The 21,051-nt window shown below is 41.1% G+C and carries 24 protein-coding genes; 17 read left to right on the forward strand and 7 right to left on the reverse strand.

What is annotated here, in order from left to right; genetic code table 11:
• Positions 1–138 precede the first annotated feature (138 nt).
• Together ACVCDT_RS06835 and ACVCDT_RS06840 are read right to left on the reverse strand one after the other, a co-directional pair.
• Entirely contained in the window at positions 139–444 is a 306-nt protein-coding gene (locus ACVCDT_RS06835) for a DUF3301 domain-containing protein (protein ID WP_447132023.1), read from the reverse strand.
• Entirely contained in the window at positions 441–1,490 is a 1,050-nt protein-coding gene (locus ACVCDT_RS06840; RefSeq protein ID WP_447132024.1) for a DUF3549 family protein, read from the reverse strand. Before ACVCDT_RS06840 ends, ACVCDT_RS06835 begins: the two co-directional genes overlap by 4 nt.
• A gap of 90 nt (positions 1,491–1,580) precedes the next feature.
• Between ACVCDT_RS06840 and ACVCDT_RS06845 the strand changes: the two genes are divergently transcribed.
• From ACVCDT_RS06845 to ACVCDT_RS06855, 3 genes are read left to right on the forward strand one after another with little or no spacing between them, the layout of a single operon-like run.
• A complete protein-coding gene (locus ACVCDT_RS06845; RefSeq protein WP_447132025.1) occupies positions 1,581–1,901 on the forward strand; it encodes a YqcC family protein in 321 nt (106 codons plus the stop codon).
• Between the two features lies 1 nt (position 1,902).
• The gene (truC, locus tag ACVCDT_RS06850) at positions 1,903–2,649 is read left to right on the forward strand and encodes a tRNA pseudouridine(65) synthase TruC (protein ID WP_447132026.1); all 747 of its coding nucleotides are present in this window, start codon (positions 1,903–1,905) and stop codon (positions 2,647–2,649) included.
• Between the two features lie 29 nt (positions 2,650–2,678).
• Positions 2,679–3,137: a flavodoxin gene (locus ACVCDT_RS06855; RefSeq protein WP_447132027.1), complete on the forward strand. Its 459-nt coding sequence runs from the start codon at positions 2,679–2,681 to the stop codon at positions 3,135–3,137.
• Positions 3,138–3,195: 58 nt separating this feature from the next.
• On the opposite strand, the gene rpsT is transcribed toward ACVCDT_RS06855, so the two are convergent.
• Positions 3,196–3,459 carry a 30S ribosomal protein S20 gene (rpsT, locus tag ACVCDT_RS06860; protein WP_299074140.1) on the reverse strand — a complete coding sequence of 88 codons (264 nt, stop codon included), beginning with the start codon at positions 3,457–3,459 and terminating at the stop codon, positions 3,196–3,198.
• Between the two features lie 253 nt (positions 3,460–3,712).
• Between rpsT and murJ the strand changes: the two genes are divergently transcribed.
• From murJ to ispH, 6 genes are all read left to right on the forward strand, one after another.
• Positions 3,713–5,284 (forward strand): murein biosynthesis integral membrane protein MurJ, encoded by a 1,572-nt coding sequence (murJ, locus tag ACVCDT_RS06865; RefSeq protein ID WP_447132028.1) that lies wholly within the window; start codon positions 3,713–3,715, stop codon positions 5,282–5,284.
• A 141-nt stretch (positions 5,285–5,425) separates the two neighbouring features.
• Complete coding sequence (ribF, locus tag ACVCDT_RS06870) at positions 5,426–6,352, forward strand: bifunctional riboflavin kinase/FAD synthetase (RefSeq protein WP_447132029.1); 927 nt, start codon at positions 5,426–5,428, stop codon at positions 6,350–6,352.
• Positions 6,353–6,394: 42 nt separating this feature from the next.
• The gene (gene ileS / locus ACVCDT_RS06875) at positions 6,395–9,211 is read left to right on the forward strand and encodes an isoleucine--tRNA ligase (protein ID WP_447132030.1); all 2,817 of its coding nucleotides are present in this window, start codon (positions 6,395–6,397) and stop codon (positions 9,209–9,211) included.
• Complete coding sequence (gene lspA, locus ACVCDT_RS06880; RefSeq protein ID WP_447132031.1) at positions 9,204–9,698, forward strand: signal peptidase II; 495 nt, start codon at positions 9,204–9,206, stop codon at positions 9,696–9,698. Before ileS ends, lspA begins: the two co-directional genes overlap by 8 nt.
• The gene (fkpB, locus tag ACVCDT_RS06885; RefSeq protein ID WP_447132032.1) at positions 9,691–10,137 is read left to right on the forward strand and encodes an FKBP-type peptidyl-prolyl cis-trans isomerase; all 447 of its coding nucleotides are present in this window, start codon (positions 9,691–9,693) and stop codon (positions 10,135–10,137) included. Before lspA ends, fkpB begins: the two co-directional genes overlap by 8 nt.
• A 21-nt stretch (positions 10,138–10,158) precedes the next feature.
• The gene (gene ispH / locus ACVCDT_RS06890) at positions 10,159–11,103 is read left to right on the forward strand and encodes a 4-hydroxy-3-methylbut-2-enyl diphosphate reductase (RefSeq protein WP_447132033.1); all 945 of its coding nucleotides are present in this window, start codon (positions 10,159–10,161) and stop codon (positions 11,101–11,103) included.
• Between the two features lie 36 nt (positions 11,104–11,139).
• Here the strand turns inward: ispH and ACVCDT_RS06895 are convergent, their stop codons facing one another.
• Positions 11,140–11,556 (reverse strand): type IV pilin protein, encoded by a 417-nt coding sequence (locus ACVCDT_RS06895; RefSeq protein WP_447132034.1) that lies wholly within the window; start codon positions 11,554–11,556, stop codon positions 11,140–11,142.
• Between the two features lie 101 nt (positions 11,557–11,657).
• On the opposite strand from ACVCDT_RS06895, the gene ACVCDT_RS06900 reads away from it, so the two are divergent.
• Genes ACVCDT_RS06900 through ACVCDT_RS06915 form a run of 4 tightly spaced genes read left to right on the forward strand, consistent with a single transcriptional unit; the run spans position 11,658 to position 14,513 of the window.
• A complete protein-coding gene (locus tag ACVCDT_RS06900; protein WP_447132035.1) occupies positions 11,658–12,176 on the forward strand; it encodes a GspH/FimT family pseudopilin in 519 nt (172 codons plus the stop codon).
• The gene (locus ACVCDT_RS06905; RefSeq protein ID WP_447132036.1) at positions 12,170–12,799 is read left to right on the forward strand and encodes a prepilin peptidase dependent protein B; all 630 of its coding nucleotides are present in this window, start codon (positions 12,170–12,172) and stop codon (positions 12,797–12,799) included. Before ACVCDT_RS06900 ends, ACVCDT_RS06905 begins: the two co-directional genes overlap by 7 nt.
• The gene (locus tag ACVCDT_RS06910) at positions 12,792–13,916 is read left to right on the forward strand and encodes a hypothetical protein (protein ID WP_447132037.1); all 1,125 of its coding nucleotides are present in this window, start codon (positions 12,792–12,794) and stop codon (positions 13,914–13,916) included. The genes ACVCDT_RS06905 and ACVCDT_RS06910 overlap by 8 nt, the downstream gene beginning before the upstream one ends.
• Before the next feature lie 27 nt (positions 13,917–13,943).
• A complete protein-coding gene (locus ACVCDT_RS06915; protein WP_447132038.1) occupies positions 13,944–14,513 on the forward strand; it encodes a type IV pilus modification PilV family protein in 570 nt (189 codons plus the stop codon).
• Between the two features lie 10 nt (positions 14,514–14,523).
• Here the strand turns inward: ACVCDT_RS06915 and ACVCDT_RS06920 are convergent, their stop codons facing one another.
• The gene (locus ACVCDT_RS06920) at positions 14,524–14,895 is read right to left on the reverse strand and encodes a type IV pilin protein (protein ID WP_447132039.1); all 372 of its coding nucleotides are present in this window, start codon (positions 14,893–14,895) and stop codon (positions 14,524–14,526) included.
• A 95-nt stretch (positions 14,896–14,990) separates the two neighbouring features.
• Here ACVCDT_RS06920 and ACVCDT_RS06925 point away from each other — a divergent pair, with 95 nt between their 5' ends.
• Genes ACVCDT_RS06925 through ACVCDT_RS06940 form a run of 4 tightly spaced genes read left to right on the forward strand, consistent with a single transcriptional unit; the run spans position 14,991 to position 19,385 of the window.
• Positions 14,991–15,518 (forward strand): GspH/FimT family pseudopilin, encoded by a 528-nt coding sequence (locus ACVCDT_RS06925; protein WP_447132040.1) that lies wholly within the window; start codon positions 14,991–14,993, stop codon positions 15,516–15,518.
• Positions 15,512–16,162: a prepilin-type N-terminal cleavage/methylation domain-containing protein gene (locus ACVCDT_RS06930; RefSeq protein ID WP_447132041.1), complete on the forward strand. Its 651-nt coding sequence runs from the start codon at positions 15,512–15,514 to the stop codon at positions 16,160–16,162. Before ACVCDT_RS06925 ends, ACVCDT_RS06930 begins: the two co-directional genes overlap by 7 nt.
• Entirely contained in the window at positions 16,155–17,294 is a 1,140-nt protein-coding gene (locus ACVCDT_RS06935; protein ID WP_447132042.1) for a PilX N-terminal domain-containing pilus assembly protein, read from the forward strand. Before ACVCDT_RS06930 ends, ACVCDT_RS06935 begins: the two co-directional genes overlap by 8 nt.
• A gap of 9 nt (positions 17,295–17,303) precedes the next feature.
• Positions 17,304–19,385, forward strand: a complete 2,082-nt coding sequence (locus ACVCDT_RS06940) for a prepilin-type N-terminal cleavage/methylation domain-containing protein (protein ID WP_447132043.1) — start codon at positions 17,304–17,306, stop codon at positions 19,383–19,385.
• A 70-nt stretch (positions 19,386–19,455) separates the two neighbouring features.
• Here ACVCDT_RS06940 and ACVCDT_RS06945 read toward each other — a convergent pair whose 3' ends face one another.
• A complete protein-coding gene (locus tag ACVCDT_RS06945) occupies positions 19,456–20,283 on the reverse strand; it encodes a CPBP family intramembrane glutamic endopeptidase (protein ID WP_447132044.1) in 828 nt (275 codons plus the stop codon).
• 52 nt (positions 20,284–20,335) lie between these two features.
• Complete coding sequence (locus tag ACVCDT_RS06950) at positions 20,336–21,049, reverse strand: transporter substrate-binding domain-containing protein (RefSeq protein ID WP_447132045.1); 714 nt, start codon at positions 21,047–21,049, stop codon at positions 20,336–20,338.
• Positions 21,050–21,051: the final 2 nt, after the last annotated feature.

Raw genomic sequence — 21,051 nt, forward strand, 5'->3', positions numbered from 1 at the left:
TTATTCTTTGCTGTTGAAGAAAAAGTAACTGGCTCGAAGGGATTCGAGACATAAACAATCAGGGATGATTGCGCGAAGCGTGCTTTTAAATTTAAGCCAAGTGCAACGACCGCTTTCTCAGTAGAGCAGATGAAGCAATTAATCTATACGATAAGCAGGGGTGTCGATTTGAACTATATTTAGGCCATGCATACAAACCCAGCCTTGATAACTGTCTTCGCCATTTCCAGAAAACTCAAAAGCAAATTCACTTTTCAGATCTAGTTTACCTTTTACGCTACCTAGGCGGGTTTTTATCCTTGCTACACTAATAAGTTGTAGTTGTTGACGTTCACAATACTGCTCAAGTTGTACTTTTATTGACTCTGAAATAGCCCGAAAGCGCCAAAAGGTTGCAGCTAAAATAAAAATACCTATCAGCAATATCAAATCATATAAGTTCATGGGGCTTTTTGTCCAAATAGTTGCCCAATGGCTTGGGTTAATTGTGGGCTTTTGTCGGGCCACCTTAACATGCCCAACATAGTTTCACGTAGTGAAGGAATTTGTACTAAATCTGAAAATAAACCAGAAAACAGCCCAAACTCTTGTTTGGCCAATAGATCTAGATAGCTAACTAAAAAGGTCTTATCTAACAAATACTGCCAGTGTCTTGCCGCGATTAGCATAACTAATGGCTCTTGAAACTGCGTTTGGTTGGCGTTTTCTAGTAGGGTATGCAATAAGTTTTTTACCTCTGTTTTGGCCTGACTTTGACATAAGGCTCGAAGAACGGCTTGCATTATTTGTGGATCATTTGGCGTTGTTTGATACCAGTTAATTAGCACTAGACTTAATGGTTCATCAACTTGATGATTTTCGAGTGCTGAGCAAATGGCTTCTTGTACTTGAGGGGCTAAATGCAAAAACTGTTGCATGAGTTGCTGTTTAAGCTTGGCTTGAGTGTTGTCTGTTGTCTCAGTTATAAGGGCACAGAAATCAGCTATGCCTTGCATGGGCACTAAGCGCCAATCCTGCATAGTAGGCGTACAAATATACTGTTTTGCTAAGTCTAAATGTTCAGATAGCGGGGTGGCTAATGTGGTTCGACAAATACTGTTGAAGCTGGCCAATTGTTGTTGAGAGGGCACAAAAGTAAAAGGGTTTTCTGGTAATTGATTATTAGGGTTATCTTGTTTATCTAAACTTTTCCCTAATGCTTCAACCACTATATGCAAAAACTGTTGCCTACCCGCATTCATTACTAAGCCTTGCTCATCAAGGGGCAATTTTACAAACCAAATATATAACTCTTTGCTGAGTTGTTTGTTAAAAAATAAAATGCCAAACCAAGCGTGTTGTTGACGAGGGAAAGGTGCGGCTTGACTGCCATTTTCAATGTCTAAAAAAGTTTGGCTGCTTAACGGCCTAATGCCGCGAGCCATGTCAAAGACACGGTAGTCGGTGCCAGCTTGAAGTAAAAATTCACTGATAGTATTGATCTGACTCATGATATTCTTATGGGCAATTGGAAAATAATTAAACTGAACATCGAGCTAATACTCGATTCGCTTAAGGTTTAATCTGTTAATCGGTCGATCATGCCACGTAGTTACAAAGAAGTCGAAATTCTACTTATAAATTTAGAGCAAGCAATGTGTGAGGTTAATTTGTGGTCTAGTTCAGCACCTGCAAAAAGTGCCTTAACCAGCACGGTGCCTTTTGCTTACGATAAAATGCCGTTTGAACAATGGTTGCAGTTTATTTTTATTCCTAAAATGCGCGGGTTAATTCAAAACCAACAGGCGCTACCTACACAATTAGCACTTTCACCTATGGCTGAGCTGCAATGGGGAGAAAATCATTGTGTAAAGGTGAAGCGCATTATTAGCCAAATAGATTTAATTTTTACAGATAATTAATATGACCCTAGAGATTATTTATCAAGATCCTTACTTAGTGGCCATTAACAAACCTTCTGGTTTATTAGTGCACAGAAGTATGATTGATAAGCATGAAACTCAATTTGCGATGCAAATGTTAAGAGATCAAATTGGCCAACATGTTTTTCCTGTACACCGTTTAGATAGACCAACATCTGGCGTATTGGTGTTTGCCCTTTCAGCTGAGATTGCCAGGCTCTTAGGCACACAATTTGAAACACAAAGCATTGAAAAAACCTATTTGGCCATAGTCAGAGGGCATGTAAAAAGCGCAGGGCAAATTGATCATCCTTTGAAAGAAAAGCTCGACAAAATAGCCGACAAACAAGCTAAACAAGATAAACCCGCGCAAGAGGCTCAAACTTTTTATAGCCCACTGGCACAATTTGAATTGCCTTTTGCAGTGAGCCGTTATCCTAGCGCTCGATATTCGGTGGTTAAGTTAACGCCTAAAACCGGACGAAAGCACCAATTGAGAAGGCATATGGGCCATATAAACCATCCTATAGTGGGTGATACTACCCATGGTGATGGCAAGCATAATAGTTTTGTTCGTCAGCAATTCAACTTCAACCAATTGGGGTTAACCTGCAAATCTATGTGTTTGACTCACCCAATTACTCAAATCCCTTTAACGTTAAAAGCCGAGCTCGACAAAAACATCAAATTATTGCTAGAAAAATGGCACACTAGCCCCAATCAATTAGCACAGTGGAACCAGCTGTAGCATTAAAATATTTAATTTAGGAAGTTAATATGAGTAAAGTGGGCATTTTTGTGGGGTCGGTATATGGCAACGCACAACAAGTGGCAGAAGACGTCAAAGCCTTGCTAGATGAACAAAAGGTGCAAAGTGAGGTGTACACCGATCCTAGTATTGATGATTTTAAGCAAGCAGCTGCGATCTTAGTGATTAGCTCAACCACAGGTCAGGGTGACATTCCCCCAAATTTAGAGTTTTTTATTCATGACTTACGTGAACAATTTCCTCTGATGGCGCAAAAGCCATTTGCCGTTGCGGCTTTAGGTGACAGTAGTTATGGCGACACTTATTGTGGTGCAGGAAAACAAATATTTGATTTGTTGAGCGAACTACAAGGTCAAGCAATAACAGATGTACTTTTAGTTGATGCGTGTGAAACCTTAGAGCCAGAAGTTGAAGTCTTAGCTTGGGTAAAACAATGGTTGCCTAAACTTGCAGAAATAAACTCTTAATAAGGTTTTTCAGGCATAAAAAAAGCGCCTAAGGCGCTTTTTTAAATTCTCTGACAAATTAACCTAAAGCTTTAATTTGTGCAGCAAGGCGACTCTTATGACGAGCAGCTTTGTTTTTATGGATTAAGCCTTTAGTTGCCATGCGGTCAAGTAAAGGTGTTGCTGCAGTGTATGCAGCTTGAGCAGCTTCTTTATCACCAGAGGCGATTGCAGAAAGTACTTTTTTCAAAGATGTACGTGTCATAGAGCGACGGCTAGCGTTATGTTGACGACGCTTTTCCGCTTGTATAGCACGTTTCTTAGCAGACTTGATGTTAGCCAAGTTGGAACTCCCAAAAAATTCTAGTCAAAATTCAAGGGTGCGGATTATGCGGATGAAGTGACTCTATGTCAATTGATTTTGCGGATTTTATAGCCAAAAGTACGATTCTTTTTGTATTTACTAGAGATTCTTTAACAGTGTTTTGCCTAGCAAGTGTTATTCGGCAGTATATTAACCCAAGTAGACTCGAATAAATGGACTCTTAGCGTAAATTTCGCGCATAATAACCCTTTTGTTGTTAGGGAAGCAGTGGGTGTCAGCGAAGTTATTTAAATCAGGCATGATTGTCAGCGCCATGACCTTTATCTCTCGAATTTTAGGTTTAGTGCGAGATGCAGTGATTGCCAACCTCATGGGCGCAGGTGCCAACGCTGACGTATTCTTATTTGCTAACAAAATCCCCAACTTTTTGCGCCGCCTTTTTGCCGAAGGGGCTTTTGCTCAAGCCTTTATTCCTGTCTTAGCTGATGTCAATCACAATCAAGATGAACAACAACTTAAACGCTTTATCGCTAAGGTCAGTGGCACCTTAGGTATGATAGTTACAGTAGTGACTATTATAGGAGTGATTGGTTCACCCATTTTAGCCGCGCTTTTTGGTATGGGCTGGTTTATTGACTATGTTAATGATGGGCCTGCTGGCGCTAAGTTTGAACTGGCGTCCTTGATGTTAAAAATCACCTTTCCATATTTATTATTTGTGTCTTTAACCGGGTTAGCTGGGGCGATATTAAATACCCTAAATAAATTTGCGGTGGCGGCCTTTACCCCAGTTTTGCTGAATGTGGCCATTATTAGCTGTGCGATTTATCTGGCGCCACAATTTGCAGAGCCTGCTTTTGCTTTAGCTTGGGGGGTGTTTTTAGGTGGTTTATGTCAATTGCTCTTTCTGTTGCCATTTTTATACCGGGCGGGCTTGTTAGTTAAACCTCAGTGGGGATGGTCAGATCCCGAAATAGTACGGGTTCGAACCTTAATTATTCCTGCTCTTTTTGGGGTGTCTGTAGGGCAACTGAATCTGTTGTTTGATACCGTTATTGCTAGTTTCTTAGGTACTGGGGCAATTTCCTGGCTGTATTATTCAGATCGCTTATTGGAGTTTCCTTTAGGTTTGTTTGGCATTGCCATTGCCACAGTGATTTTACCCACTTTGTCTAAAAACCATGTGTCGCAAAATGCTCAGGCATTTAGTGAGAATATTGATTGGGCAGTTAAAATGGTTTGTGTGTTGGGTATTCCTGCAGCGACTGGCTTGTTTATGTTGGCTGAACCTATGCTTCTGACTATTTTTCAAAGAGGTGAGTTTCGCCCAGAGGATGCAACTTTTGCTTCGCATAGCTTAATGGCTTATTCCTTTGGTTTGTTAAGTTTTATGTTGGTCAAAGTCTTGGCTCCCGGGTTTTATTCAAGACAAGATACCAAAACGCCAGTGAAGTTTGGTATATGGTGTATGGGCGCCAATATGTTATTTAACCTGATCTTGGTTTTTCCTTTTGACTATGTAGGCTTAGCCATGGCAACGTCTTTATCGGCCTTGATGAATGCCGTTTTGTTATATGTCGGATTATATAGAAGGGGTGTTTATCAGGCTTCTAAACAAACTTTAGTCTTAGTCACTAAAATTTTACTTGCCAGTGGGTTAATGGCAGCCACCATTTATTATTTCAATCCCAGTACTCAGCATTGGGTTAGCTACGGTTTATTTGAAAAAATCCAGCAGTTAACTCAACTTATCTTTATGGGGGCTGGGGTATTAGCGGTGAGCTTATTGGTCTTTGGGGTAAGAATTTCGACTTTCTCTGCGACTGTGTTGCAGAATAAATAAAAATTAATAGTATGAATGTGGGAAATTTACCCAATGTTCATGTATACCGCTTTCAATCATTCTAGAGTCAGTTATAATCCGCGCCTTTAAATGATTTTTAGTGGGCCAATGGCTTTTGGCAAGAGGTAAAAAGAGAACGTAGTGGAATTAATTCGTGGCCTACATAATATTCGAGAAAAACACCAAGGCTGTGTATTAACCATTGGTAAATTTGATGGCGTGCATCTAGGGCATCAAGCAGTGTTGACTCAAGTAGTCGAAAAAGCCAAAGCCTTGAATTTACCGTCCACTGTCATGGTATTTGAGCCTCAGCCCGAAGAATTGTTTACCCCAGAGCGGGCACCAGCACGATTAAGTTTATTACGCGATAAATACACCCAACTCAAAGCTTTGGGCATAGATAGGTTGTTGTGTGTAAAGTTTGACCGCCATTTTGCGAATTATAGTGCGACAGATTTTGTGGAAGGATTGTTAGTTAACAAGCTGGGCATTAAATATTTAGTAGTAGGTGATGATTTCAGATTTGGCAAAGGCCGAGTAGGGGATTTTGATACTTTAGTGGCTGAAGGAAAAAAGTGCCATTTTGACGTGGTCAGTACCCAAAGTTTTCGCCTAGCCAAATGCCGCATTAGCTCTACTGCGATTCGCCATGCGATTCGCCAAAATGATTTTGCGTTAGCAGAACAAATGTTGGGGCGGCCTTTTACTATTGCTGGCAAAGTGTTACATGGCGATAAGCGTGGACGAACCATAGGGTTTCCCACCGCCAATGTACTGTTAAAACGTTGCAAGGCGCCGGTAAATGGCGTGTTTGCGGTAAATGTAACAGTGAATAATCAAGTCTATGCTGGGGTGGCGAATATTGGCCATAGACCCACTGTAAATGGGCAGCGTTCGCAATTAGAAGTCCATCTGTTTGATTTTAGTGGCAACCTTTACGGACAATTTATTAGTGTGGCATTACTGAGCAAAATACGAGAAGAAATGAAGTTTGATTCTTTTGAATTGCTTCATAAACAAATTCAACTAGACGCCATCGAAGCGAAACGTCGCTTGGCTGTGTCTTGAAATTTTTACTGTAACCATTGACCAATTTGGATTTAACCAACAATGAGTGATTATAAACATACCCTAAACTTGCCTGAAACAGAGTTTCCAATGCGTGGCAATCTGGCTCAGCGCGAGCCCAAAATGCTAAAGCAATGGACTGATAAAAAACTCTATCAGCAAATTCGCGATGCCAAGCAAGGGCACAAACCTTTCATATTGCATGATGGCCCTCCTTATGCAAATGGCGATATTCACATTGGTCATGCGGTAAATAAAATTCTTAAAGACATTATTGTTAAAGCTAAAACTTTATCTGATTTTGATGCCCCTTACGTACCTGGCTGGGATTGCCATGGTCTTCCTATCGAACTCATGGTAGAGAAAAAAGTCGGTAAGCCAGGTAAAAAAGTGACGGCGGCTGAATTTAGACAAAAATGCCGTGATTACGCAGAAAAACAAATTGCCGGGCAAAAAGCTGACTTTATTCGATTAGGTGTATTAGGTGAGTGGGATAAACCCTATAAAACCATGGACTTTGCTTCTGAGGCCAACATCATTCGTGAGTTAGGGCATATTGTTCGTTCTGGACACTTAGAAAAAGGATTTAAGCCAGTACATTGGTGTACCGATTGTGGCTCTGCCTTGGCAGAAGCAGAAGTAGAATATCAAGACAAAAATTCTCCTTCTATTGATGTGCGTTTTAAAGCAGTTGATACAAAGGCAATGGCCGAATGCTTTTCTGCAACCGTCAAGGGTGATGTGTCAGTGGCTATTTGGACCACCACACCTTGGACCTTGCCGGCTAACCGTGCGGTCACTATTCATCCAGAATTAGAATACAGTTTGGTTAAGGTCAACTCAGATGCAACTGAAGAGTCTTTAGTTATTGCAACTGACCTAGTAGACGAATGTATGCAGCGTTTTGGTTTTGAAAAATTCGAAACTTTAGGTGTGTGTAAAGGTCAAGATCTTGAAAATCATAAATTACAGCACGCATTTTATGATTTTTCTGTGCCGCTAATTTTAGGTGACCATGTTACCACTGAATCTGGTACCGGCTGCGTACATACCGCCCCAGGGCATGGTGTAGACGATTTTAATGTGGGCAAACAATATGGGCTTGAAGTTGCTAACCCAGTAGGGGCCAATGGGGTGTATTTAGAAGGCACGCCTTTATTTGCTGGAGAGCACGTATTTAAAGCTAACGACCATGTAATTGAAGTGTTAAAAGAGCATGGCGCGTTATTGCATCATCATATTTATAACCACAGTTACCCACATTGCTGGCGACATAAAACGCCTATTATCTTTCGTGCTACACCTCAGTGGTTTATTAGCATGGATAAAAATGGTTTACGTCAAGCGTCGATCAAAGAAATTCATAATACTCAATGGATCCCAGAGTGGGGTGAAAGCCGTATTGAAACTATGGTGGCGGGCCGACCTGATTGGTGTATTTCTCGTCAACGTACTTGGGGTGTGCCTATAGCGTTGTTTGTGCATAAAGACACAGGAGATTTACATCCTCGTACCGATGAGCTACTTGAACAAGTGGCACTATTAGTTGAGAAAAAAGGCATTCAAGCCTGGTGGGATGTGGATCCTGTTTCTTTGCTAGGTGATGATGCCGATACCTTTGTGAAAGTGCCAGACACTTTAGATGTATGGTTTGACTCAGGTGTAACTCATTACTTTGTGGTAGATAAACGTGACGATATTCCCGCTTCGGCAGATTTGTACTTAGAAGGTTCAGATCAGCACAGAGGGTGGTTTATGTCGTCTTTGATGACTTCGGTGGCCACTAAAGGCCATGCCCCATACAAGCAAGTGTTAACCCACGGATTTACTGTTGATGGTGATGGTAAAAAGATGTCTAAGTCATTAGGCAATACTATTGCGCCTCAGCAAGTAACAGGCAAGCTAGGTGCTGACATTTTACGATTATGGGTAGCTTCAACTGATTATCGCAGCGAAATTGCAGTGTCTGACGAAATCTTAAATCGTTCTGCCGATGCTTATCGCCGCATACGTAATACTGCGCGCTTTTTATTGGCTAACCTCAATGGCTTTGATCCAAGTACAGATTTAGTACCAGTAAACGACATGGTTGAGCTAGACAAGTGGGCAGTAGGCCGTGCTTATAGCATGCAACAAGATATTATTGCTGCTTATGAAAAATACGACATGTTAGTGGTCACCCAAAAGCTTATGCAATTCTGCTCAATTGAGTTAGGCAGTTTTTATTTGGATATCATCAAAGATCGTCAATACACGGCTAAAGGTGATAGCCATGCTCGTCGTTCATGTCAAAGTGCGCTTTACCATATTATTGAAGCACTAGTACGCTGGATAGCCCCAATCACCAGCTTTACTGCGCAAGAGTTGTGGCAAGCCATGCCTTGGCAACAAGATGAGTTTGTCTTTACAGGTAAATGGTATGACGGCTTGCAAGAAGTCAACTTAGAAGGCGATTTTGATAATCAATTCTGGCTGCAAGTTTTAGCGGTTAAAAATGAAGTAAACCGCTGCATTGAGATGACCCGTAAAGAAGGAAAAATTAAAGGCTCTTTGCAAGCAGAAGTGACCTTGTATGTGAATAGCGAATTGCATGCTCTGTTAGCTAAGCTGGAAGATGAATTACGTTTTGTATTAATTACCTCTGCGGCAAAAGTGCTAGTTAACCAACAAGCTCCAGCAACAGCCATGGCAACTGAAGTTGAAGGCTTGTCGGTGTCGGTAAGTGTATCTGAAGCACAAAAATGCAGTCGTTGTTGGCATCATAGAGAAGATGTGGGCGCTAACGGATCGCACCCAGAGTTATGCCACCGTTGTGTAGATAACGTGGAAGGTGAGGGCGAAAAACGCGCTTATGCCTAAGCTGTTTACGCAAACAGGCTGGCGCTTTTTATGGGTGTCAGCGTTAGTTTTGATCCTTGATCAATACACTAAAGGCTTAGTGCTAGAACACATAGAGTTGTACCAAGCGATTCAAGTTTGGCCGTTTTTTAATTTAACTCATGTGTACAATTATGGCGCGGCCTTTAGCTTTTTACATGATGCTGGTGGGTGGCAACGTTGGTTTTTTACCTTAGTTGCCTTTGCAGTTAGCGGTTTAGTGCTGTGGTGGTTAAAACACACCCATAAGCCCCAACTTTTGTTACCTATTGCTTTTAGTTTGATTATAGGCGGCGCATTAGGCAACGCCTTAGACCGCCTAGTTCATGGTTACGTGATAGATTTTTTAGTCTTGTACTATCAAGACTGGTATTGGCCAGCATTTAACCTGGCCGACAGTGCGATTTGTGTCGGCGCGGTAATGTTAGTCATAGATATGTTTAAAAATAAAGAGGAACCCCATGCCTGAACAAGCAAACGGTATTATTAAACAAGGCAGTGAAGTGGTTTTACACTTTGATTTAAAGTTGGCAGATGGCTCAGCTGCAGATAGCACTAGAGTGAATAATAAGCCAGCTAAACTGGTGATTGGTGATGGTAGTCTAACGCTAAACTTTGAAGACTGTTTATTGGGGCTGGCAGCTGGGGATAAAAAGTCTTTTACCTTAGAAGCAGAAGATGCCTTTGGCATGCCTAATCCAGATAACTTGCATCATCTAGAACGTAGTAAATTTAGTGCCGATACCCCAGCCGAAGAAGGTATGATCATTGCCTTTACTCAGCCAGATGGTACAGAATTACCTGGGATCATTCGTGAAGTGACAGGGGATTCAGTGACAGTGGATTTTAATCACCCACTGGCTGGCCAAGTCATCACTTTTGACGTAGAAATATTGTCGGTAAACTAAGCCCTATTTTAAGGAAACCTTATGCAAATCCATTTAGCTAACCCTCGCGGTTTTTGCGCTGGTGTAGACCGAGCCATCACTATAGTTGAACGCGCATTAGAAATGTTTCCTGCGCCTATTTTTGTGCGTCATGAAGTGGTGCACAACAAGTTTGTAGTAGATGGTTTACGCAATCGTGGTGCTGTGTTTGTCGATGAATTATCTGAGGTACCAGACGATAGCCTAGTGATTTTTTCTGCTCATGGGGTATCACAAGAAGTGCGCAAAGAAGCCGACTCTCGTGGTTTAAAAGTATTTGACGCGACTTGCCCATTAGTGACTAAAGTTCATATGGAAGTGATGCGAGCCAGTAAAAGAGGCACTGAGTGTGTGTTAATAGGCCATTCAGGTCACCCCGAAGTAGAGGGCACAATGGGGCAATACGACAACCCTAATGGGGGTATTTATTTGGTGGAGTCGGTGGAAGATGTCGCCAGCTTACAAGTAAAAAATCCGCAGCATTTGTATTATTGCAGCCAAACAACTTTATCGGTTGATGATACGGCTGATGTTATTGATGCGTTAAGAGAAAAGTTTCCAGCCATTGAAGGGCCGCGCAAAGATGATATCTGTTATGCCACCCAAAATCGTCAAGATTCAGTTCGAGAATTAGCCGCCGATTGTGACTTATTATTGGTAGTTGGTGCGCAAAATAGCTCTAACTCTAATCGTTTACGCGAATTAGCGGAAAAAATTGGGGCCAAAGCCTACTTGATTGCCGATGCCAATTGCATTCAACAGGAGTGGTTAGAAGGTGTACAACACATTGGCGTGACAGCCGGTGCTTCAGCGCCAGAAGTCTTAGTACAAGGCGTAGTTTCACGACTTAAAGAGTGGGGTGCAACCACAGCGACTGAGCGAGCTGGACGCGAAGAGAACATAGAGTTTGCAGTGCCTAAAGAGTTAAGGGTTAAAAACCTTAGTTAACTTTTGTTGTGTAGCTTATCTAGCTTATCCCTCATATTAATGAAAGCAGGCCTTAGGCGACGATTGCATAGACTGGTTAATGCTTAAGGTTTTACATTGGCTATCTTCGAGCTGAGTGTTTTTAGCTGTGGCGATTATGGTGTAAGTAGTGGCCGATACATTTTCTACTTTAAAATTATAATACTGACTTTGTGGCATGCCTAGTTGCGTGCCCAAGGCATAGTGATGGTTTTCTATTCTGTAGGCTTCTTGTTGCACTTTTAATTGTAATAAGTGATTAATTCCTTCTCCCCGGCGGGCACTGATGATCTGTTGTTTAAAGGATGGAAATATCACTGCTGCTAAAATACCGATTATCACCAGCACTACTAATAATTCGACTAGTGTGATCCCTAAAAACATGTGATTGGGCTGCTGCTGTAGCTGTTTGTCGTCCTTGAAATGGCTTGGCATAAGTTTTCCTTTTATGCATTTTTATCAAATTACACTATATTTTACTCAAAGGATTTGAGTATAGGCTTATTTAAAATAAGTGCTAAGTAAGGATACATATCATGCCCAAGTATAGTGGCCTGACGTTATTAGAATTATTAATTACCTTTTCGGTATTATTGCTACTCGTCACCTTAGGTGCCCCTGCTTTAACCTCTGTTCAAAAAAATCTTCAATTACGTGGTGCCGCGCAAAATAGTTATTTTGCCTTTCAGCAAGCACGCTCTTCGGCTATTGCCAAAAATACCCCCATCACTGTGGCTATCCAGGCTGGTGAAAATTGGTGTGCAGCTATTAGCGATTCCGGTGAATGTGACTGCCGAGTTGTGAATCAATGCACCTTAGATGGCGCTGAGTATAAGATAGACCACTCAGACTATCGCTTTGTGCAGCTACACAAAGTGACCTTTGGAAAACAACAGATAGCAGTATTTGACGCCAATCGGGGGTTAGCCATAGGGCATGCAGGCTCAGTAATATTTTCAGATGGCGATAAACAATTAAAGTTAATTTTAAGCAATTTGGGGCGGGTAAGAATTTGCGCCATTGAAGAGCCTTTAGGTGGATACCCAAAATGTTAGTTTTGCGTACAAAAGTTAAGGGAAATAGCTTAGTTGAGATGATGATAGCTATGACTTTAGGTTTAGCCTCAATTACTGCAATGGCGTCTTTAGTGGGGCACGGCATAGGGCTAAATAGTAGCTTGCTGGCTAAATCTCGGCTAGATGAAGAAATTAATGCGGTTATGGCAGTGATGACAGATGATCTTAAACGAGCGGGATTTCATGGGTTAACTCAACCTATGCTCGACACGCCCAATCATTTTATTAACCCTTTTGCCTCAGTGTTGTCGGTCTCGGCTTATAGCAAAGAGTCGGCTAACAGCTGTATCACCTATGCCTATGATCAAAATCAAAACGGCCTATTAGATACTAAGGATAGCAACGAAAATTTTGGCTTTAGACTAAAAGATAAAGCTATTGAGATGCGATTGGCGGGTTGGTCTTGTGAAGAAAATGGTTGGCATGATCTGACAGATCCTAGTGTAATTAAAATTACAGAGTTGCAATTTGAACTTAAAAAGCACCAAGTCTTGCAACTGTCACACAGTCAAATTCAAATTAGCTTACATGCCCAATTGATAAAGTACCCTGAACTGTCAAAGCATGTTCAAGCCACAGTGTTGCTAGCCAATTATGACTAATCCAATCAGGTTAAATGCTTCTGGGCTAGGTCAACAAAGTGGAGCTGTAGTGCTACTCACAGTGGTTTTATTGCTTATTATGGTCACCTTAGTGACCTTATACACCGGAAAAATACAATCTTTTGAGCATCGCATTGCAATAAATGAACAAAACCAAAAATATGCGAATGTCGCAGCTAAATCTGGCTTAGCCACCAGTTTAGCTATATTAGCAACCAATAAAACTTGGCCAAGTAGCACTATCAAAGAAGATTTGCCTGATGCCAGTCACTATCTAGCTCAGGCTAACACTCAAACCTTAAAAGGTGGACGTAAACTCGTCAGTATTAAAGCAACTGGGCAGTCACCTGATGGATTAGCCACATCAGTTTTGCAAACACAAGCTGTGATTTATCCACTTTTATTTAACTTACCTGTCGCCCCTTTAATGGTCAAAGCTGGGCTAGCTCAGTATCAACAATTTGCAATAGGCTTTAATCCAAATGGTAGAGGAACGGCTTTGCCTTTGTCGATTTGGACAGATGCACCTATAGTGCTCACTTCCTTGCATTTTAGCTGTGACTTAAGCGACTTTTATTCACAAACTTGTCATATCAATCCTTATTCACAAGCGGGCGATAAACGCGACGACATAGCTGATGCCTCGGGCAGTTTTCCTAGCGATATTTTTAGCTATTTGTTTAATTTACCTACTAAGCATTGGCGTTATTTAAACCAATTGTCAGATCTTGAATTAGCTGAATGCAGTGCATTAGACATAGGCAGTAAAGGGCTGATTTGGGTTAATGGCGACTGCGAAATTTCTGGCAATACTCAAGTAGCCAGTGAAAACCAACCCATTATTTTAATTGTATTCGACGGCCAATTAACCTTGCAATCTAAGGCTTTGGTTTACGGCTTAGCCTTAGTGTTTAAACCCGCTAGCTCGACAAACACGCTGGATATTAGTATGCAATCTCAAGCCATGGTGCAAGGTGCAGTGGTGGCTAATTTTAAGTTAGGTGAGCATTCAGGCATGGTCAGAGTGGGGTATAACGCAGCCGTTGCAGCTGCTTTGCAACAAAACATCCATTTGTTGCGTGTGGCTAAAGTGCCTGGTAGTCATCACGACTTTTAATCTTATGCTTAATAAAAAAGGAAAGTTATGCATAAAGTGTTAGGTTTTACCTTAATAGAAGTTTTAGTTGCCTCTATGCTGATTATGCTAGGGGTAACGGGCTATGTAAGCTTACAAAGTGAATATGTGTTGGCTGACGACAAACTAAATTTACGTTCAAGAGCTTGGCAATTGGCTGAACAAAAACTGGATGATTTAACTTTGTTTACTCAGCTAAGTAAAGACTCAGGTGAGCTGGCCTATGCAAGCATTACCAATAATAGTGGTGGTACAATCCCCGCTGGTGAAAAGCTAGTGAGGTTGTCTAGCAAACAACATACTCAAGCCTATGTATTAAAATGGACAGTGATAGATTTATATTATGTTGACAGTAATTTTGATGGAGTAGCAGATAGCTGGATCCAAGTTGGTGACCCTCTATTTCCGAGCTCTCCTCCATTATTTGCTGATTTAAAGTCTGTGGCTATAACAGTTGACTGGCTTGATACACAAGGAAATAGCAAAAGTATTAGCTTAATGGGCCGACTTGCTCCCATGGCTATAAGTCAAAGTGCTCAAGTGACCCATCTATCAGCCAGTACCTTCGCCCAACCTTAAGTATGCTAACTTACTTCCAGCAAGCCGCGGGGCTTTTATTCATCGATTGATCGACTGTTAACGGAGTACAATCAGAGTCTTTGGTTTGGCTACCTTTAGCCGCAGCCTTTAGGGTATAAGTGGTTGCCGATGCATTTTCTACGCTAAAAGTGTAATAATCACTGGCAGGAAGGGTGAGTTGGGCTGTGGTAGCATAAGAGTCGTTTTCTAAGCGGAACGATTCTTGTTGCATTTGTAATTGTAAAAGCTGGGTAATGCCTTCGCCACGTCTTGCGTCAGTTACCTGACCTTGAAATGATGGGAAAGCCACGACAGCAATGATACCCACTATGGCAATAGCAATCATAAGTTCTATTAGGGTGAGCCCTTTTATACCTTGCATATTATTTTCATACCTCAATTGTTTTGTTTATCGACTATTATTGCCAACGTTGTAATCCGATTATAGGCAAATTTTTTTATGAAAAGGTATCAGTTTTGTTAACTAAGTACTTTCAGCAAGGCCTAACGTTACTTGAATTGCTGGTTACTATTGCAATTATCTCTATTGTTGTTGCTATTGGAGCACCCTCAATAATGCAAGTGCAAAAGTCACTACAATTAAAAGGGGCGGTGCAAACCAGTTACTTTGCATTTCAACAAGCTCGTTCAGAAGCCATAAGTGCAGGGGCCGATGTCACTGTATCTTTAACTTCAGGAACCAATTGGTGCATTGGAATAAGTGATAGCGGTGATTGTGATTGTAATCAAGTAAACGCTTGTACTATTAACGGAGTAGAGCAGATAGTTAAAGGCAGCGATTTTAATCAGGTTAGCATGCAAGATTTAAATTTTGGTGCTGATAGTATCGCCACCTTTGATGGCGTTTTAGGCTTTTCGGTAGGCAGTTTAGGCTCTACCGTTTTTACCGATGGTAGCAACGAAGTGAAATTAAACCTTAATAACATGGGCCGTGCGAGTATATGTGTGCAAGCTGGCTCTGTAGGTAATTATTCAGCATGTTAAATATTAAACCAAAGCGCAAGTTATCTTATCGGTACCAGTCAGGGGCATCACTGATTGAGCTTATGATTGCTATGGCGTTGGGCATTGCAGCTTTGTCTGCCATTGCGTCTTTGGTGGGTTATGGCATAGGCGTTAATGGCAAGTTATTGTCTAACTCGCGCCTTAATGAAGAAATTAATTCAATTGGTGCGCTTATTACTCGTGATATTAAGCGAGCCGGTTTCAACGCTGATACCATTAATATGGTTAGCAGCCCAGCAGACTTCCCCTCAGCTTTTAGAAATTCAGTGGTGGTTTCTGAACACCCAGATGAAGATGAAGACAGTTGTTTATTGTATGCATACGACCAAAATGCAAATGGGGTGTTAGATACAGTAGCAAATAATGAAAACTTCGGATTTCGCTTGCGCAATGGGACAGTGGAAATACGCACAAATGGCGCTACTTGCGCCAGTGAAACATGGCAAGCCCTCACCGATCCAAAGATAGTAACTATCACTGAACTCAGTTTTGATACCGAACTGGTGACTTTCAATAATATTGTTAGTACTCAAATCACCCTTGAACTAGAAGGAGAGTTGGTGGCCAACGATAACTTATCTCGTCTATTTACTAGCCGTTTTTTAGTGAGGAATTATGACTGATTTAAGCAACTTATCTTATGCAGCCTCAACTAAGCAGCAAAAAGGGGCCATGGTAATAGTGACTGTGGTATTACTCTTGGTGATGGTGAGTTTAGTGACCCTATACACAGGCAGAATTAAATCCTTTGAGCATAAAATAGCGCTAAACACCCAGAATCAAAATATGGCATTTCAGGCTGCAGAAGCGGGGTTAATGCACGCATTTGCAGTACTCAGCGAAAATACTAACTGGGATGGCAGTGCCATAAACCAAACCTTAAGCAATAACAGTAGTTTTGTGGCCACAGGTGTGCGTCAAGCCGTAGTGCGCGAATCCAACACTATGACCTTAGTGACCATCACGTCAACCGGAACCTCGGCAGATGGTCTGGCAACAGTGACTATGACAGAGCAAGGGATTAACTATTCAGTATTGGCTAATCCACCTGATGCTCCTCTTATTGTTGCGGGCGGATTAAACGTGTCGGGCAACTTTGAGGTGGTCGCCAACCCTAATGGTGGAGGCGTAGGAGTGCCTTTATCGATTTGGACTGATTTAGATGTAGATATGGATAACGGCAGCGGCACGACTTGTGGATTACAAGAATATACAGACGGTGATTGTAGTTCTTCGCCTTATTCTGAAAAGGGCTTTCAAGATTTAGATATAGTGGATAACGATGCAGATTTTCCCACTGATTTAATGGAATACCTTTTTAATGTGCCTGAGTCTGAGTGGAATACCTTACGCAATGATGCCGATTTAGTGCTGAATGATTGCTCAACCTTAGGTGGTGGTGAATTTGGTCTGATTTGGATAGATGGTGAATGTAGTTTAAATGCCGGTGATGTAGTGGGCAGTGCTACCGACCCGGTGATTTTAATAGTTACCGATGGCGACTTAACTATGAATGGTGGTGCAACTATTAATGGCATGGTGTTTTCGTTTAGAAAACCCACCACTGTTTTAGATTTTGAATTAAATATGATTGGGGGAGCCAGAGTAAATGGTGTGGTGGTCTCTAATCATCCTGTAGGTCACGCAAACGGTACATATAATGCCGTATATGATGCAGAAGTTTTAGCGATGCTAGAACAGCATGATGCATTTCAAAGGATAGCCCGTGTTCCTGGTAGTTGGAGAGATTTCTAAGAGGTGTTTATGAAAGGCTTTACTTTGATAGAGGTGCTAATTGCCTCGTTAATTATTATGCTGGGGGTGACAGGTTATGTCACTTTGCAAAGTCAATATGTACGTTCAGACGTTAAACTCAATTTGCGCAATGTGGCCATTCAGTTAGGCCAGGAAAAACTTGATGATTTACGCCAGTTTACCCAATTAGAAACCACAGCTGGTGCCCAGGCCTATAATGATATTGCCAACAATCAAGGGGGCGATATTGCCGCTGGTAATGTCGACATAGCCTTAACTGCCGATGATACCAATACTTATACCTTTAACCGAAGTTGGACAGTAAGCAATCAGTATTTTGTTGATACCGACGCCAATGGTACGCCAGATACTTGGGTTGAAGTAGGTGACCCAGGCTTTCCTGTTACTGTGCCAATTGTTGCCGGGCAAAAAGCAGTCAGTGTGACCATTAGCTGGACAGACAATGAAGGTGATGCTAAGTCTATGGTATTCGACGCAAATATTGCTCCTGTGCCCATGGGCAATAGTTATCAAGCCACCAACGAATCTGATAGCGCTAAAACTAGCCCCAATGTCAATTATACCCCGGGTCAAGCACCAGATGTCATTGCCTACGAATTAGGTAATGGCGAAAAAGTTGAAACCAGTAAGCCTGTGCCAGAAATCAATAACAGAGGCGACAACAACATTGTTCAATTTGAAACCATTAAATATATTGAGTTATCTGATGCCACCGAAAAGCTCGAACAAGAAGAATTTTTAAACGTCAATTGTAGTTGTACCTTAGCCGGCGTTGGCGATGGCTTAACTCCAGCTATGACTGTATTAGTAGACGGTAAACTAACTATCGAAAAAGGCCAAACGGTAACTAAAATGACTGGCGTTGTAGCCGATAGTCAACAACCCGATTTGTGTAATCAATGTTGTGCTAATCATCATGATACTACCACTATGGTGACCGAAGAAACCTATTACCGACTTGAAAACGGGGCAGCGCACAAACACTATGACAGACTAACCAATGGCACTTATGCCTTAGCCTCAAGTGTGGGGGATGATTATGATGAAATCTGTCGCTTTAAGCGTATTGATGGCTATTTTACTTTATACCCAGATTGGCAACTGTTAGATATTATTGAGTTTCCTTCCAACTATTTGTTTAGTGAGGCTAATTTAAGTGCCTATACTGGCTATACCGAAGGGGTAATAGAAGCCGAGATAGAAGGCAATTTTTATCCCACTCGCCCATCAGGACGAGATTTAGAGGTTGCACCAGGAGGGTATCAGTTAATCTCACGTGGTATTTACCTTGACCGTATGAAATCTAGTCATTTAGCTGAAGTTCAAGCTAAGTTGACCGCAGGAGACTCAGATTGGAAAGCCATCACGCCATTTTATGATATTAACTTATCGCTTTTATCCAACTGGTCGTCATCAAACACCAGCGTGGCCACTGTAACCCAAGAGCCGATTGCTTCTATCGTTGATCCAACCAATGACTATTACGGCACCTATAGCCGCGGTCGAGTAGGCGCACTCAGTGATGGCAGCACAGTAATAAGTAGTCAAGCCTACGGACATAATGCCAGTATTACCGGCACTTATCCTGTTTCGCAAGACGAAGTGAATAAAGTAAAATTGGACGATTCGTTGACTGTAACAGTGAATTCTAAAGCCTCTAGTGAAAAATTTTATGGTTTAATTGGTGATATTAATTGTTTAATTACTGTGACTACCACTACCAGAGGGGTTACTTCTCAAACCACTAGTGCTTGCGAAACTAACAATAACAAAAAGTCTAACTATGTTGATTTATCTGGATTGTCTATTATTCCAACTCCATCACAATTTGTGTGCACAGTGACTATACCTAATGGTAAAGCCACACCTTTCTTTAGTTGTGAGGATGTCTCAGAAAATTGGACTGGAGATATTGATTTTGCCCTTTCTGTACCAGGCAGTAATTCAGTCGCCCTTAGTGTGCAATATCCAGATGGTAGTGTAGTTAATTCTTCTACTATGAATATTTCTACAGCGTTATCGGGTACCTCTAGCCAAGAGTACAATTTAATTATTGAGATCGATAAATAACCGCTAATTCATGGGCCAGCCGTATCGCTTAAAAAAGTGACAGCTGGCCTGTTGGTTTTAATCTTTTTAGTTAGTTGTAGGTGAGTCCTTTGTTTGATTTAACCATATGAAACAAAAAGACGGTGGCTGGAATGCAGTAGATAAAGGCACTACACAACCAAATATACAAAAATGCATCTAGGCTAATTATGCTATTGTTCACTAACGGTTCAAATAGCATAAGTGCACTGTTAGCGCAGGCGTGGAACAATATGATAAGTAATAAATGTTGTTGTTGCTTAATATACAAATAAGTAAAACAAAAACTAAAAGCCAACAAATTCACTAATAAAGCGCTAATAAGTAAGCTATTTGGCATGGCGATAAACTTAGGTATATGCCAACAAGCCCAAATTATAAACACAAAAACAGAGCTTAAAGCTGGCGAGAATCGCTTAAGTAAATTAGGCAGCAAAAAGCCGCGCCATCCTAACTCTTCTCCCAAAGCCACTAATAAAATTTGCCCGCCAATTAACATTAAATAATCTAACTTAGAGGTTAAAAGGTGCTGCAATACCAAGTTTGTGTCATAACCCGTTAAGAAAAATGACAAAATCACAATAGATAAAGTCAGTATTGGCATTAAAGCATAAAGTAAAACCGCATTTTGTCTTGGTTTAATTTGAGATAACAAGGCTTTTACTCCGCCTAGCCTACCTAATAAATAGGTGATACTTAAAGCGGCAATTGCAGGGCTATAAACAAAAAAAGCTTGGTACAGTGACTGATTAAGTGTCTGGTTTACCTGCTGTAAAACTAAGGTTAACAAGGTAGAAATAAGCGGGGCTAAGATAAAAGTGAAAAGCCCAGTTAAAAAAATAAAACTGGCTATAGGGTATCGAGCTATGATTTTTTTCATAAATCGTGTTTGTATTTTTGTTAGTGTCAATAATTGATAGCGAAAAGCTAAGCTACAGATTATATTGATTAATTATTTGCATGATGGCGCTGGAATCTTGCACATTTTTATTTAGATAGAGATATACAGGTAAGGCATTTAGCTGATAAAAATAAAAATTATCATTGGGGTATTTGACTTCTTCCACTGTAAAAGGCGCTTGATATCCAAGCACACATTCGCCCCTGTTGTAGGTTAAAGCTTTAATTGCATCGGCATGGTTTTTGGCTTGCATGTTAATCGTATAACCCAGCTCCTTGGATAAAGCTTGTTGTTGGCCATAGGTGTAACCCGAGATTAAAATAAGCTCACGAGCTTTAAGATCATCTAAGGTTTGAATTTGCCATGCGTCTTGATTACAAATAGCACCTAAAACAATAAAATATACAGGCTTCTGACTTTTCAAAAACTGCTCTGGGGTACTAATAAAGCTGTCTATTACTATAGTAAAATCAACTTTCCCTTGTTCTATATATAACTTAGTGCGTTTATTGGGCAGCTCGTAGGCAGAGTAAGATAAACCAGTTTGACTAAATATATGTTCAACTTTTTCGGCAATAGTGCCTAAAACTTGGCCGTTTTCACTGTAGTGGTAAGGAGCAAAGTTCACATAGCCCCATTTTAATTTGGCCGACTGTGAAGCCAAGGCAAAAATGCTGATTAAACTTAGGCCAATTAGTGATAAAGATTTATAAAACATCCTAGCTACACGTACTTCTTTGCTCAATG

The organism is Paraglaciecola aestuariivivens, assembly GCF_052983255.1.

Bases quoted from the DNA above. Each gene is read 5' to 3' on its own strand.
- ACVCDT_RS06940 (WP_447132043.1), top strand. From the start codon at position 17,304: ATGAAAGGCTTTACTTTGATAGAGGTGCTAATTGCCTCGTTAATTATT.
- ACVCDT_RS06900 (WP_447132035.1), top strand. From the start codon at position 11,658: ATGCCCAAGTATAGTGGCCTGACGTTATTAGAATTATTAATTACCTTT.
- ileS (WP_447132030.1), top strand. From the start codon at position 6,395: ATGAGTGATTATAAACATACCCTAAACTTGCCTGAAACAGAGTTTCCA.
- ACVCDT_RS06920 (WP_447132039.1), bottom strand. From the start codon at position 14,895: ATGCAAGGTATAAAAGGGCTCACCCTAATAGAACTTATGATTGCTATT.
- ACVCDT_RS06835 (WP_447132023.1), bottom strand. From the start codon at position 444: ATGAACTTATATGATTTGATATTGCTGATAGGTATTTTTATTTTAGCT.
- ACVCDT_RS06895 (WP_447132034.1), bottom strand. From the start codon at position 11,556: ATGCCAAGCCATTTCAAGGACGACAAACAGCTACAGCAGCAGCCCAAT.
- ACVCDT_RS06840 (WP_447132024.1), bottom strand. From the start codon at position 1,490: ATGAGTCAGATCAATACTATCAGTGAATTTTTACTTCAAGCTGGCACC.
- ACVCDT_RS06905 (WP_447132036.1), top strand. From the start codon at position 12,170: ATGTTAGTTTTGCGTACAAAAGTTAAGGGAAATAGCTTAGTTGAGATG.
- ispH (WP_447132033.1), top strand. From the start codon at position 10,159: ATGCAAATCCATTTAGCTAACCCTCGCGGTTTTTGCGCTGGTGTAGAC.
- ACVCDT_RS06910 (WP_447132037.1), top strand. From the start codon at position 12,792: ATGACTAATCCAATCAGGTTAAATGCTTCTGGGCTAGGTCAACAAAGT.
- fkpB (WP_447132032.1), top strand. From the start codon at position 9,691: ATGCCTGAACAAGCAAACGGTATTATTAAACAAGGCAGTGAAGTGGTT.
- lspA (WP_447132031.1), top strand. From the start codon at position 9,204: ATGCCTAAGCTGTTTACGCAAACAGGCTGGCGCTTTTTATGGGTGTCA.
- ACVCDT_RS06855 (WP_447132027.1), top strand. From the start codon at position 2,679: ATGAGTAAAGTGGGCATTTTTGTGGGGTCGGTATATGGCAACGCACAA.
- truC (WP_447132026.1), top strand. From the start codon at position 1,903: ATGACCCTAGAGATTATTTATCAAGATCCTTACTTAGTGGCCATTAAC.
- ACVCDT_RS06915 (WP_447132038.1), top strand. From the start codon at position 13,944: ATGCATAAAGTGTTAGGTTTTACCTTAATAGAAGTTTTAGTTGCCTCT.
- ACVCDT_RS06935 (WP_447132042.1), top strand. From the start codon at position 16,155: ATGACTGATTTAAGCAACTTATCTTATGCAGCCTCAACTAAGCAGCAA.
- ACVCDT_RS06945 (WP_447132044.1), bottom strand. From the start codon at position 20,283: ATGAAAAAAATCATAGCTCGATACCCTATAGCCAGTTTTATTTTTTTA.
- ACVCDT_RS06930 (WP_447132041.1), top strand. From the start codon at position 15,512: ATGTTAAATATTAAACCAAAGCGCAAGTTATCTTATCGGTACCAGTCA.
- ACVCDT_RS06845 (WP_447132025.1), top strand. From the start codon at position 1,581: ATGCCACGTAGTTACAAAGAAGTCGAAATTCTACTTATAAATTTAGAG.